The organism is Plantibacter sp. RU18, assembly GCF_050613355.1.
Taxonomy (GTDB): domain Bacteria; phylum Actinomycetota; class Actinomycetes; order Actinomycetales; family Microbacteriaceae; genus Plantibacter.
On record NZ_CP159618.1, the window covers coordinates 3,245,229 to 3,258,346 of the forward strand.

The window sequence follows — 13,118 nt, forward strand, 5'->3', positions numbered from 1 at the left end:
GCGTCGCAGCGGGCGTGAAATGAGTTATCCACAGTGCAGATATACCCAAGCGAATCCCCCACGCGTCGTCCATCGCTCGGGGGACGACGACCGCCGGTGCGGATGCCTACGCTTGCAGGATGACGAGTCCAGAGCAGCTGCCGCAGACACCGCCGTACGTCGCCGCCCGATCGCAGGACGCGCCAGTCGCGGCCACGCCGGAGGCGTCCGCTGAGGCAGGATCCACCTACGACCACGCCCTCCGCGCGGCACCGGCCTGGTGGCGCGGCGCGGTCGCGATCCTGCTCCTCGTGGTCGGGTTCCTGATCCTGTCGCTCGTGTTCGGCCTGCTGGCCTTCGTGATCGACATCGCAACCGGCGCGTACACCCTGGAGGACGTCGCGAACGGGCTCATCACGCTGACTCCTGCGACGATGCTCGGCAACAACCTCTCGCTCGCCGCCCTCATCCCCGTGTCGATGCTCATCCAGTGGGCCGTGTTCGGGGTCCGACCGCGCTGGCTGTCTTCCGTGCAGGGGCGGTTCCGTTGGCGCTGGCTGGGCAGACTCGCCCTCATCATCGTGCCGGTCTGGATCGTCTACGTCGGAGTCTCCTTCCCGCTGTCCCCACTCGACCCGATCGTCGTGGACGGCACGATGATCGCGATGCTCGCCGTCGTGATCCTGACGACCCCGCTCCAGTCCGCCGGCGAGGAGTACGGTGCGCGCGGACTGATCCAGCGCTCCGTCGGCTCATGGTTCCGCCGCCCGATCACCGCGTTCATCGTCGGCACGCTCATCTCCGGCGCCGTGTTCGCATCGGTTCACTTCGCCGGCGACCCGTGGCTCATCGCGTACTACTTCGTGTTCGGCGCCTCGATGTCGCTCGCAGCCCGAGGCACCGGCGGCCTCGAAGCCCCCGTGCTCATCCACGCGACGAACAACGTCCTCCTGCTCATCCCCACCGCGCTGATGTCGCAGACCGACCAGGTGTTCGAGCGCGGCGAGGGCGCAGGTGGGCCGTTCATGCTCCTGCCGATGGCCCTCTGCGTCGCCGCGGCCCTCGCGAGCACCTGGTGGGGTCGGCGGAACGGGATCACCGCCGTCGCGCCGCTGCCTCCGGTCCGCGCGCGCCGGATACCGGTCGCGCCGCTTCCTCTGGACGGAGCGCCGCCGCTCCACACCGCTGCGCCATCGCCACAGGATCCGATGGAGCCTACGCAGACGCCTCCGCAGGCTCCACCACGATGACCTGGCCGCCCGTCATCCGCACCAGTTCCTCGAACGTGACGGGGAACACGGTGTGGGCGTGCCCGGCGGCAGCCCAGACCTCGGGATACGCGGCAAGCGCCGCATCCACGTAGGTCCGGATGGGCGCCGGATGGCCCACGGGAGCGACACCGCCGATCACCTGACCGGTCGCGGCCTTCACCATCTCGGCGTCGGCCCGTTTCAGCCGTCCCCCGAGCTGTTCGCCGACCCACGTTGTGTCGACGCGGTGCGCACCGCTCGTCATGATCAGTGTCGGTTCGCCGTCGAGGGTGAAGACGAGGGAGTTCGCGATCGCCCCCACTTCGATGCCGAGCGCCTCAGCGGCCAGCGCGGCCGTGGTCGCGGCACCGTCGAGCCAGGTCACCTCGCCCGCCACCCCGTAGTCGCGGAGCACGGTCTCGACGATGGTCACAGCGGGATGCGTTCGAGCAGTCATACCACCATGCTGCCGCACAGACTCCCCTGATCACCAGCGTGCGGCATCCTCAGCCGCGTCGTCGCGGGAGCGCACGGAGGTGACCCGTCAGTCGCCGAGCGGCACCAGGGTGACGGCCAGTCCGGTCTCTCTGAGGCCGGCGACGATGTCGTCCTGAGCCTCGTCGTCCGTCAGAAGCACGTCGAAGGCGTCGAGCCCCGCGATCCGTCCCAATTGCCGCACCCCGAGCTTCGAGGCATCGGCGACGACGACGACCCGCTCGGCGGCCCGCACCATGCGCGCCTTCACCTCGGCTTCGGGCAGGTTCACGTTCGTGACACCGTGCTCCGCGTCCACGCCGTTGCACCCGATGAACGCGACGTCCACATGGATCTGGGCGAGCAGGGAACCGGCCAGTGGATCGACGAGCGAGTGCTGCAACGGCCGCAAGGAACCGCCCGTGACGATCACGGAGAACCTCGGGATCTCCGACTCCAGCTCGAGTGCGATGGTCAGCCCGTTCGTGATGACGACGACGTCGATGAGCTCGCGACGCGCCTTCAACGCGCGGGCGAGTGCGAGTCCGGTGCTCCCGACGTCGACGATCACGCTCTGCCCCGAGCGCACCATCGCCGCAGCCGCCTCCCCGATGCGCTGCTTCGCGTGCGCGGAGGTGGCCGTCGCCAGTTCGATCGGGGACTCCACCGCACCACGCCCGTGCGCGGGCATCGCACCGCCGTGGACGCGAACGGCGTCACCCTGGTCGACGAGGGTGTCGAGGTCGATCCGGGCGGTCACCCGCGAGACACCGAAATCGTCGGAGATCTCGGCGACCCGCACGAATCCGCGTTCGTCGAGCAGCTCGCGGATGCGCTCCCGACGGAGCGGCGCCGGCAGTTGTGTCGACTCGACTTCAGACATGGATGAATCTTCGCTGACTTGCCTATACTTTTCAAGGCGAAACGTTGTACATTTCCCTTCGACAACCCGTTCAGAGGACTCCCATGCCCCACTTCGACGACAGCTTCGTCATCGACCCGACGATCGCGAGCTCGACGCAGCGCCTCGCCGACGGTCGCGAGCTCATCTACTTCGACGATGTCGGCTCCACGCTGCCGACAACGCGCCTCCCCGACGCCCGCACACTCGATGCCCGTCCGGCGACGGCATCCATGCGCCAGGACCCGCTCACCGGCGAATGGATCTCCATCGCGGCCGCTCGGCAGAACCGGGTGATGCTTCCACCCGCGAACCTCGACCCCCTCGCACCCGCGACCCCGTCGAACCCGTCGGAGATCCCCGACCAGTACGACGTCGCCGTCTTCGAGAACAAGTCTCCGTCCTTCGGCCCCCTGCTGGAGGACGACAACGCCCCCGTCGATCTGGCGGACCTCGAGTCGATCGGCATCGGCCGGACACGCACCTCGGTCGGCCGCTGCGAGGTCGTGAGCTTCAGCCCGTCGAGCACCGGTTCGTTCGGCTCGCTCTCCCGCACCCGCGCCAGGACCGTCATCGAGGCTTGGGCCCGCCGGACGCACGCGCTGTCGCAGATCGACTCTATCCAGCAGGTGTTCCCGTTCGAGAACCGCGGTGAGCAGATCGGTGTCACCCTGCACCACCCGCACGGGCAGATCTACTCCTACCCGTACGTGACGCCTCGCACCCAGCGCCTCATTGCAGCGAGCGAGGCGTACGGTCCGGGACTCTTCGCCGACATCCTCGCCGCCGAACAGGCCGACGAGCGCGTCGTCCTCGCTGGCGAGCACTGGACCGCCTTCGTCCCGTTCGCCGCTCGCTGGCCCGTCGAGGTGCACCTGCTGCCCCACCGGCACGTCCCGGACTTCGCTGCCACGTCCCTTGCTGAGCGCGACGAGCTCGCGGGGCTGTACCTGCGGCTGCTGCGCGGCGTCGACGCGCTCTACGACACACCGACCCCCTACATCGCCGCCTGGCATCAGGCACCGGCGCGCGTGCATCGCGATGAGTTGCGACTCCACCTGCAGCTGACCTCGCCGCGTCGCGGCGCCGACAGGCTGAAGTACCTGGCAGGGTCCGAAGCCGCCATGGGTGCCTGGATCGGCGACGTGCCACCGGAGACCACCGCCACCGCCCTGCGCGCAGCGATCGCCGCAGCCGACGAGGAGAACCCCGTATGACCGAGTTGCAGCACACCGCCACCCGCGGCTTCCAGGAGACGTTCGGCAGCGAGCCACGCGGTCTGTGGTCGGCTCCCGGGCGTGTCAACATCATCGGCGAGCACACCGACTACAACGAGGGCTTCGTCTTCCCGATGGCGATCGACCGGCGCACCGTCGCCGCCGTACGACCGCGTGAGGACGACCGGATCCGGGTGTCCAGCAGCTTCGCGCCCGGCATCGTCGAGGGCGTCGTGCACGCGCTCGACCCCGACGCACTCGAGGGTTGGTCCGCCTATCCGCTCGGTGTCGTGTGGGCCCTCGGTCAGTTCGGTGCGCCACTGCGGCAGCTGTCCGGCGTGGACATCTACATCGACTCCGATGTGCCCGTCGGCGCAGGTCTGTCCTCCTCGGCCGCGATCGAGTCCTCCGTCGCCGTGGCGCTCAACGAGCTCTGGCACCTCGACCACGATCGCAAAGCGCTCGCGAAGGTCGGTCAGCTGGCCGAGAACCGTGCGGTCGGCGCCCCCACGGGCATCATGGACCAGTCGGCATCCTTGCTCGGCCGCCGCGACTGCGGCGTCTTCCTCGACTGCCGATCGCTCGACACCGAACTCATCCCCCTCGGCTTCGAGGAACACGACCTCGAACTGCTCGTGATCGACACGAGGGTCGAGCACGCGCATGTCACCGGCGGATACGCCGCCCGTCGGGCCTCCTGCGAAGCCGGGGCGGCAGCACTCGGTGCCTCATCGCTCCGCGACGTGCACGTCGGAGACCTCGACCGGGCTCGCGAGCTGCTCGACGATGAGACCTTCCGACGTGTCCGCCATGTCGTCACCGAGAACCAGCGCGTCCTCGACACCGTCAGGACGCTGCGCGAGCACGGTCCGACCGCCATCGGCGAGCTGCTCCTGGCATCGCACGCCTCCATGCGCGACGACTTCGAGATCTCGGTGCCCGAACTCGACCTCGCCGTCGAGGCGTCGATGTCCGCCGGCGCGATCGGTTCGAGGATGACCGGCGGTGGTTTCGGGGGCGCGGCGATCGCACTCGTCCCCGTCGCGCAGGCCGCGATCGTCACCGAGGCGGTCACCGCCGCCTTCGCAGCAGCAGGCTTCCGAGAGCCGACCGTCTTCCCGGTCCGTCCGGCTGCCGGAGCCACGCGGGAACGCTGAGGGACGCCGACACCAGCGAGGGCCCGTCCGAAGCAGCAGCAGCTGCCCCGGACGGGCCCTCGCTCGTTCCCGACTACTCGGTGGGCGTTGCCAGGCGGACGACGTTGGCGAGGAGGCCGACACGGGTCATCGGGCCCACTCCACCGGGGTTCGGGCTGATCCAGGCGGCAACCTCGGCCACATCGGGAGCGACGTCGCCGACGACACGGGACTTGCCCGTCTCAGGATCCACCTCACGGCTCACGCCGACGTCGAGGACGATCACGCCAGGCTTGACGGCATCGCGCTTCACGATGCCGGGGACACCCGCAGCCGCGACGATGACGTCCGCGGTGCGGAGGATGTCGTCGAGACCGACCGTGCCCGTGTGGGTGAGCGTGACGGTCGCGTTGAACTCACGACGGGTGAGCAGCGGTCCGATGGCCCGTCCGACGGTGACACCACGCCCGACTACGACGACGTGCTTGCCCGCCCAGTCGATGCCGTGACGCTGCACGAGCTCGATAACACCCTTCGGCGTGCACGGGAGCGGCGTGTGGATCGGGCGGTTGACGTTCAGCACCAGGCGGCCGAGGTTGGTCGGGTGCAGTCCGTCCGCGTCCTTCTCCGGATCGATGCGCTCGAGGATCGCGTCGGTGTCGATGTGTTTCGGCAACGGGAGCTGCACGATGTACCCGGTGCAGCTCTCGTCGGCGTTCAGCTCGTCGATGACGGCTTCCAGCTCCTCCTGCGAGATGGTCTCGGGGAGGTCGCGCCGGATCGACTCCATGCCCACCTCCGCGCAGTCGCGGTGCTTGCCCGCCACATACCACTGGGAGCCGGGGTCTTCTCCGACGAGGACGGTGCCGAGCCCGACCGAGATGCCGCGCTCCTTGAGCACGGCGATCTCGATCTTCAGCTCGGCTTTGATGGCGGTGGCCGTGGCCTTGCCGTCGAGGATCTGTGCGGTCATGCGCCCACGTCCTACTGCTGGAGGCCGGGGTAGAGCGGGAAGCGCTCGGCCAGCGCCGTGACGCGCTCGCGCAACGCACCGGGCTCGGCGCCCTTGCGGAGCGTCAGCGCGATGATGTCCGCGACCTCGGCGAACTCGACGTCGCCGAAGCCACGTGTCGCGAGTGCCGGCGTACCGATGCGGAGACCCGAGGTCACCATCGGCGGACGCGGGTCGAACGGCACCGAGTTGCGGTTGACCGTGATGCCGACCTCGTGGAGGACGTCTTCGGCCTGCTGGCCGTCGAGCTCAGAGGTGCGGAGGTCGGCGAGCACGAGGTGGACGTCGGTGCCACCGGTGAGCACGTCGATGCCCGCGGCCTTGGACGCGTCGGACGTGAGCGCGTCGGCGAGGAGCGTCGCGCCACGGAGGGTGCGCTCCTGGCGGTCCTTGAACTCAGGCGTCGCCGCCAGCTTGAACGCCGTCGCCTTCGCTGCGATGACGTGCATGAGCGGTCCGCCCTGCTGGCCGGGGAACACGTTCGAGTTGAGCTTCTTGGCCAGCTCCATGTCGCGGCTCACGATGAAGCCGGAGCGCGGGCCACCGATGGTCTTGTGCACGGTCGACGAGACGACGTCCGCGTAGGGAACCGGCGACGGGTGGACGCCTGCTGCGACGAGACCGGCGAAGTGCGCCATGTCGACCCAGAGCTTCGCGCCGACCTCGTCGGCGATGGCACGGAACGCCGCGAAGTCGAGCTGACGCGGGTAGGCCGACCAACCGGCGATGATGACCTGTGGCTTGTGCTCGAGCGCCTTGTCGCGGACGACGTCCATGTCGACCAGGAAGGTCTCGGGGTCGACCCCGTAGGAGACGGCGTTGTACAGCTTGCCGGAGAAGTTGAGCTTCATGCCGTGGGTCAGGTGGCCGCCGTGGGCGAGCTCGAGGCCGAGGATGGTGTCACCCGGGGTGGCGATGGCGGAGAGGACGGCGGCGTTGGCGGTCGCGCCGGAGTGCGGCTGGACGTTGGCGTACTCGGCACCGAAGAGGCTCTTCGCACGCTCGATGGCCAGCGACTCGGCGATGTCGACGAACTCGCAGCCACCGTAGTAGCGGCGGCCCGGGTACCCCTCGGCGTACTTGTTCGTGAGGACGCTTCCCTGCGACTGCAGGACGGAGACGGGCACGAAGTTCTCGCTCGCGATCATCTCGAGCGTGTTGCGCTGGCGACCGAGCTCCTGCTCGAGGACCGCTGCGATCTCAGGATCGACTTCGGAGAGTGGCGCGTTGAAAGTGTCGGACAAGACTTGCTCCCTTTTGTGACAGAACGGATGTCGGTGATGTGCCGTTTCGGCCCAGGCGTGCGGCCGAAATCCGCCCTTGTCTTCAAGGTGCAGGGTCGCTCCCCGATGGTGAACCATCTGAGGCGGAGCAGGACTCCGTCTATACGCCAGTTGCGACTGCTAGCAGCATAGCAACGGGTCGGCTCCGGCGCACCGTCCCGGCCGCAGTCTCCGAGCGTGATCGACCTGATGTGACAGGATGGTCGCACCCTTGTTAGCACGCCGAACAAACCAGCGTTCCGGTGATGCGACGACGGACCCCGACCGAGAAGGAACCGCTCATGAGTCTGCTCCCCCGCCCCGTCTCGCAGACCACGGACGAAGCGGCCGCGCCGTTCCGTCTGGCGCCGACGACCGTCGTGCGGACGGCACCGGAAGCGGCCACCGTGGCACGGCTCCTCGCCGAGGGGCTCCGGGTGTCGACCGGCTTCGAGCTGCCGGTCCAGTCGGACACGAACGATGCTGCGGACGCGGCCACGTTCGACGGGGCGATTCTGCTGACGGTCGATCCGACACTCTCCGCCACGAGCGGCTCGTATCGTCTGACCGTCGGCGCGCACGGGGTCGAGATCGTCGGCGCGGATGTCGACGGGGCCTTCAACGGGACGCAGACGTTGCGCCAACTGCTTCCTGCGACGAACTGGTCCCTCGAGCCAGTCACCGACGACTGGGCCATCACCGCCACCATCATCGACGACGCACCGCGCTTCGCCTACCGCGGTGCCATGCTCGACGTCGCCCGCCACTTCTTCACGGTCGCCCAGGTCGAGCGCTTCATCGACCAGCTCGCGAGCCTCAAGATCAACCACCTCCACCTGCATCTGAGCGACGACCAGGGATGGCGGCTTGAGATCGACGGCTGGCCCGAGCTGACCGCGATCGGTGCGAGCACGGCTGTCGGCGGCGGAGCCGGCGGCTTCTACACGGCGGACGACTACCGCAGCATCGTCGAGTACGCAGCCGATCGCCGCATCACCGTCGTCCCCGAGATCGACGTCCCCGGCCACACGAACGCGGCCCTCTCTGCCTACCCCGAGCTCAACGCGGACGGTGCCGCGCGGGAGCCGTACACCGGCACCGAGGTCGGGTTCTCGACCCTCGACGTCCACTCCGAGACCACGTACCGGTTCCTCGGCGACGTCTTCACCGAGCTCGCCGCCCTCACTCCCGGCCCGTACCTGCACCTCGGCGGTGACGAATGCCTCTCGACGCCGACCGAGGACTTCCTGCTGTTCGCGCGGCGCGCGTCCGAGCTCATCGCGGCCACCGGGAAGACCGCGATCGCCTGGCACGAGTTCGGAGCCTCGAGCGACCTCACACCCGGCACGGTCGGCCAGTACTGGAACTACGTGTCGCCGGAGGCCGGTCACGCCGACAAGCTCCGATCGTTCGTGGAGCAGGGCGGTCAGGTCATCATGTCGCCGGCCGACGCCGCCTACCTCGACATGCAGTACCCCGACGTGCCGGCACCGGGACTCACCTGGGCCGACGGCCCGACAAGCATCGAACGCTCCGCAGCCTGGGAGCCCACCACTGTGGTGGACGGCCTCCACGAGGACGACATCCTGGGCGTCGAGGCCCCGCTCTGGACCGAGACGGTCGATCGCACCCAGACACTGGAGTTCCTCGTGTTCCCACGTGTGGCATCGGTCGCCGAGATCGGTTGGTCACCTCGACGAGCGGCCGATTGGACCGACTTCAGCGCGCGTCTGGCCGATGTCGCTCAGGGTTGGACGGCGGCAGGCATCGCGTTCCACCGCTCGCCGGAGATCGACTGGCGCGCCTGAATCAGGCCGTTCACAGCGACACGTGCACGATGCGACGGGGAAGCGGCGGGGAGTGGCGCTCGCCCCCGAGCGCCACTCCCGGCCTGTCGACGGGTTCGCACGATGGCGCCCCCTCCCGTCGAGATCTGCAGCGTTTCGGGTCCGCTGCTGCGACGCGCGCCGGCCGTGACGCGAGTCGAGGCCATCAGGACGATGACCCAGCCGTGCTCCTGGGGAGCCGTGCTGCTCACTCTGAGAGAGTCGGTCCGCGTCGCTTCATGACGCGACTTGCCCGAAGAATATCGACCTGATTTCCGAACCTCTTCTCGTCCTCCTGACGGAGGATACGTGGGAGAATTGGCGGATCGGCGTCATGATCCCGCCGCACCCGACTCTCTTGAGACGGGCAAGTCGCCCAGCAGCGCGCAGACGGAGGCATCATGAGCCTGGACGTATCCCCGACGTCATCGCTCACCGAGCGCTCGGATTCCGAGCTCATCGATGGGACGCGGGCAGGGTCTCAGGACGCCTACGCGGAGCTGTGGCGGCGCCACGCGAACGCCGGCCGTACCGTAGCCCGCTCCGTCACCTCGAGCCTCGACCCCGACGATCTCGTCTCGGAGTCGTTCGCACGGATCTACCAGGCGATCCGTCGCGGCAAGGGTCCGACCGGCGCCTTCCGTCCCTACCTCTTCACGACGGTCCGCAACACCGCCGCAGCCTGGGGCCGCGCGCGTCGCGAGACCTCGCTCGACACCCTCGACTCCTTCGAGGACCCCGACACGAACGAGGCCTCGTCGATCGAAGCGCTCGACCGCAGCTTGAGCGCCCGCGCCTTCCGCAGCCTGCCCACCAGGTGGCAGGAGGTGCTCTGGTACACGGAGATCGAGGGCATGTCCCCTGCCGAGGTCGCTCCCCTGCTCGGCATGAAGGCGAACTCGGTCTCCGCGCTCGCGTACCGCGCTCGAGAGGGTCTGCGCGAGGCGTGGATCCAGGCGCACCTGCGATCGGTCGACGACGACTCCGAACATGCGTTCACCATCAGCCGACTCGGCTCGTATGCACGAGGCAACCTCGCCGCGCGCGACACGGCGAAACTCGAAGCGCACCTCGACGCCTGCCAACGCTGCACGATCGTCGCAGCGGAGGCGAAGGAGGTCGGCTCCCGTATGGCGCTCGTCCTCCTGCCGCTCGTCGCCGGCACCGCCGGCGCTGCCGGCTACACTGCGTGGCTGCAGACGAGCGGGCATGCTGCAGCCGCAGTCGTCGCGATGCCTGCGACCGTCACGGGAGGCACCGTCCTCACAGCGCACCTCGGCGCGCACGCCGCGGGCACCCACGCGGCTAGCGCCGCGCTGCCTGCCACCACCCACCTCGGCGCGCATGCTGCCGGCGCGACGACCGTCGGCGCGCACGTCGGCGGCGGACACGCGGCCGGTGGCGCCGTGGCGGCGGGTGCCGGCATGACCGGCGGTGGCGCTTCCACCGCCGCGGGGGCTGGCGGCGTCGCATCGAGCGGCCTCGGGACCGGCGGCGGCGCAGCCGGGTCCGGTGCTGTCGGCGCTGCCGCCGCGGGAGGCGTCGGCGCCGGGGTCGCCACCGCTGGTCTCTCGGGCGGGATCATCACGGCGATCATCGTCGGTGTCATCGCGGCCGGCACCGCGGCCGCGCTCGTGGTGGGCCCGATGGTGTTCCCACCGTCCGATGCAACGGACTCGGCGGTCGTGGCGGAGGAACCGGTCACCGCACCGGTCACGCCCAGCACACCACCCTCCGCGGTGCCGACCGCTCCCCCGAGCGCCGTACCGACTCCGACGCCATCCGCCCCCGTCCCACCTCCGGCACCGCTGCAGGACGACGAGACGGAGAGCGAGACCGGCGACCCCTCGAACGACCCGGCGCAGGTGCCACCCGTCGTCCCGACCACGCCGCCGACCGGGCCGACGGCACCCACTGACCCCGTCGACCCGAACGTCCCCGACGCCGTCCCGGCGCCGGTCATCTCGACCGTCGACGTCGGCGGGAGCGGAATGCTCTGGCCGGTCCTCTCCGGCACCGCGGCTGCAGGCTCCACGATCGAGATCATCCTCGACGGCAGTGTCATCCAGACGACGACGGCACGGGTTCCGGAATCGGGCAGCGACGCCCGCGCAGCAGCGATTGCGGACGGCCGCTGGTCGACCGAGGCGATGGATCTCGGGTCTGCCGGCACGTTCGAACTGACGGTGCGGCAGACACTCGGCGAGGACGTCCAGAACGTGACGACCTCCGTCACCGTGGGTGCACCGTCGATCGTCGGGATCACGGATGGACAGTTCGTCCTCTCGGTCGTGGAGTTCTTCGTCCACGGCGCTCCCGGTGGTGTCGTGAGCTTCACCGATCAGTCGGGCACACGAACGCTGCAGCTCGACGATGCCGGCGTCTCACAGCCGCTCAGCACGAGTGACCGATTGCTCGACCGACCGACGCTGTCCGTCACCGCGATCGACCCGCTCGATGTCGAGCGGACCGGACCGGCGACGACGCTGACGTACTTCGCCCTGCCGATCCTGTCGGCGAATGAGGTGCCGACAATCCCAACCGATCCGATCATCACACCGACCGCCCCCGCGGAGCCTGCAGTGCCCGCGGAGCCCGCAGAGGGCGAGGAAGCCCCCGCTGCCCCGGCCGAGCCAGGGCCGGAGGAGTCGACGGACATCCCCGCACCGGACGCCGAGGCGACGACGACACCCGAGCAGACCGAGCAGACGCCCGCGCCCGTTCCCACTCCGGAGCCGGCGTCTGACGTTCCGGCGCCTGCCGAGACGACCGAGTAGCGATCCTGCCGCTCAGGCGGTTGCGCGCTTGCGCGTGCGAAGCACGTCCGTGGCGAGCAACAGCGTCGCGACAAGCGCCAGCACGACGTAGACCCACGGCAGGATGCCGAGACCGACCTGGGCGAGCAGCAGGGCACCGAGCGCTGAGCCACCGCCGATGCCCGTGTTGAACGCGGTCGTGTAGAACGCATTGGCCGTGTCCCGGATGCGCGGGCTGGCAGCGTGCAGCAGCCGTGTCTGCATGAGCGGTGGAAGCATCCCGAACGCCGTTCCCCAGAGGAAGAAGGCGACGAGGGCCCCCGGCAGCCAGCCGGCAGACAGGGTGAGGGCGCTCACCATCGCGGCTGAGACGGTCAGTGCGACGAACAGTCCGGTGGTGGCACGCTTCGCGAACACGCTGCCGGTGAGGATCAGACCGACGGCCCCGGCGACACCGTAGACCAGCAGCAGGATGCTGAGCTGCCCCGAGGGGATGCCGATCACGCCGATCAGGTAGGGCGCGATGTAGGTGTAGAAGGAGTAATGGCCGACCATGATGATGCCGACGGCGATGCAGACGATCGCAACGGGCACGATGGACGGGTCGCGGCCGGTCGCTCCGGCGGCAGCGGCGTGCGCCTCGTCGCGTTCCACTGGCGGCAGCTTCCACCAGACCACGACCGCTCCGAGCAGCATGGCGACGGCGAGGACTCCGAAGGCGAGACGCCAACCGAGGGCATGGCCGAGAGCCGTGCTGATCGGGACGCCGAGCACGAAGGCGAGGGTGCCGCCCGCGATCGTGACGGAGACGGCTCGCGCCAGCTGCTCCTTGGGGACGAGGTGACCGGCGTATGCACCGACGACGGCCCAGAACACGCCGTGCGCGAGGCCACCGAGCACGCGCGTGGCGACGAGCAGCTCGTAGTTCGGCGCGAGCGCCCCCAGACCGGTGCTGATGCCGAGGAGTGTGATGACACCGACGAGGAGCGCGTGGCGCGGCACCCGCCTGGTGAGGTGGATGAGCGTCGTGCTCGACACCACGACGGTGAACGCGAAGACGCTGACGAGCAGGCCGATCTGCGATTCAGTCACGCCCAGGGAGTCGCTCATCTCGGGCAGGAGACCGGTCGGGATCATCTCGCCGGTCACTGAGAGGAACGTCCCGGCGGCGAGCGCGATGAGGCCCACCCAAGGGAAGGGTGGCAGCACTGCCGTCGGCGAAGTTTCGGCTGCGCGCGGCGAGGAGGATGGAGAAGAGGTCATCGGATTGCTCCAACGATGGCGTTCACTCGGCGGCGGAGGACT

Annotated in this window: 10 protein-coding genes and 1 riboswitch; of the genes, 5 read left to right on the forward strand and 5 right to left on the reverse strand. The window is 69.2% G+C overall.

From position 1 onward, the window contains the following. The first annotated feature begins 119 nt into the window (after positions 1 to 119). Positions 120 to 1,229 carry a CPBP family intramembrane glutamic endopeptidase gene (locus ABMA10_RS15615; protein WP_347868601.1) on the forward strand — a complete coding sequence of 370 codons (1,110 nt, stop codon included), beginning with the start codon at positions 120 to 122 and terminating at the stop codon, positions 1,227 to 1,229. Here ABMA10_RS15615 and ABMA10_RS15620 read toward each other — a convergent pair. Then, positions 1,195 to 1,686, reverse strand: a complete 492-nt coding sequence (locus tag ABMA10_RS15620) for a YbaK/EbsC family protein (protein ID WP_431030672.1) — start codon at positions 1,684 to 1,686, stop codon at positions 1,195 to 1,197. The genes ABMA10_RS15615 and ABMA10_RS15620 overlap by 35 nt on opposite strands. Positions 1,687 to 1,773: 87 nt before the next feature. Beyond that, a complete protein-coding gene (locus tag ABMA10_RS15625; RefSeq protein ID WP_347868602.1) occupies positions 1,774 to 2,586 on the reverse strand; it encodes a DeoR/GlpR family DNA-binding transcription regulator in 813 nt (270 codons plus the stop codon). An 83-nt stretch (positions 2,587 to 2,669) separates the two neighbouring features. On the opposite strand from ABMA10_RS15625, the gene galT reads away from it, so the two are divergent. Continuing rightward, positions 2,670 to 3,821, forward strand: a complete 1,152-nt coding sequence (gene galT, locus ABMA10_RS15630) for a galactose-1-phosphate uridylyltransferase (RefSeq protein ID WP_347868603.1) — start codon at positions 2,670 to 2,672, stop codon at positions 3,819 to 3,821. Further along, positions 3,818 to 4,978 (forward strand): galactokinase, encoded by a 1,161-nt coding sequence (gene galK, locus ABMA10_RS15635; protein WP_347868604.1) that lies wholly within the window; start codon positions 3,818 to 3,820, stop codon positions 4,976 to 4,978. Before galT ends, galK begins: the two co-directional genes overlap by 4 nt. Before the next feature lie 73 nt (positions 4,979 to 5,051). Here galK and ABMA10_RS15640 read toward each other — a convergent pair whose 3' ends face one another. Together ABMA10_RS15640 and glyA are read right to left on the reverse strand one after the other, a co-directional pair. After that, positions 5,052 to 5,930, reverse strand: coding sequence for a bifunctional methylenetetrahydrofolate dehydrogenase/methenyltetrahydrofolate cyclohydrolase (locus ABMA10_RS15640; protein ID WP_347868605.1), 879 nt, complete (start codon positions 5,928 to 5,930; stop codon positions 5,052 to 5,054). A gap of 11 nt (positions 5,931 to 5,941) precedes the next feature. Beyond that, positions 5,942 to 7,213, reverse strand: a complete 1,272-nt coding sequence (gene glyA, locus ABMA10_RS15645; protein WP_347868606.1) for a serine hydroxymethyltransferase — start codon at positions 7,211 to 7,213, stop codon at positions 5,942 to 5,944. A 42-nt stretch (positions 7,214 to 7,255) separates the two neighbouring features. After that, positions 7,256 to 7,375, reverse strand: a riboswitch (ZMP/ZTP riboswitch). Between the two features lie 158 nt (positions 7,376 to 7,533). On the opposite strand from glyA, the gene ABMA10_RS15650 reads away from it, so the two are divergent. Beyond that, a complete protein-coding gene (locus tag ABMA10_RS15650; protein ID WP_347868607.1) occupies positions 7,534 to 9,039 on the forward strand; it encodes a family 20 glycosylhydrolase in 1,506 nt (501 codons plus the stop codon). Positions 9,040 to 9,458: 419 nt separating this feature from the next. Further along, positions 9,459 to 11,834 carry a sigma-70 family RNA polymerase sigma factor gene (locus tag ABMA10_RS15655; RefSeq protein WP_347868608.1) on the forward strand — a complete coding sequence of 792 codons (2,376 nt, stop codon included), beginning with the start codon at positions 9,459 to 9,461 and terminating at the stop codon, positions 11,832 to 11,834. A gap of 12 nt (positions 11,835 to 11,846) precedes the next feature. Here the strand turns inward: ABMA10_RS15655 and ABMA10_RS15660 are convergent, their stop codons facing one another. Beyond that, positions 11,847 to 13,001 (reverse strand): MFS transporter, encoded by a 1,155-nt coding sequence (locus ABMA10_RS15660; protein ID WP_431030673.1) that lies wholly within the window; start codon positions 12,999 to 13,001, stop codon positions 11,847 to 11,849. Positions 13,002 to 13,118: the final 117 nt, after the last annotated feature.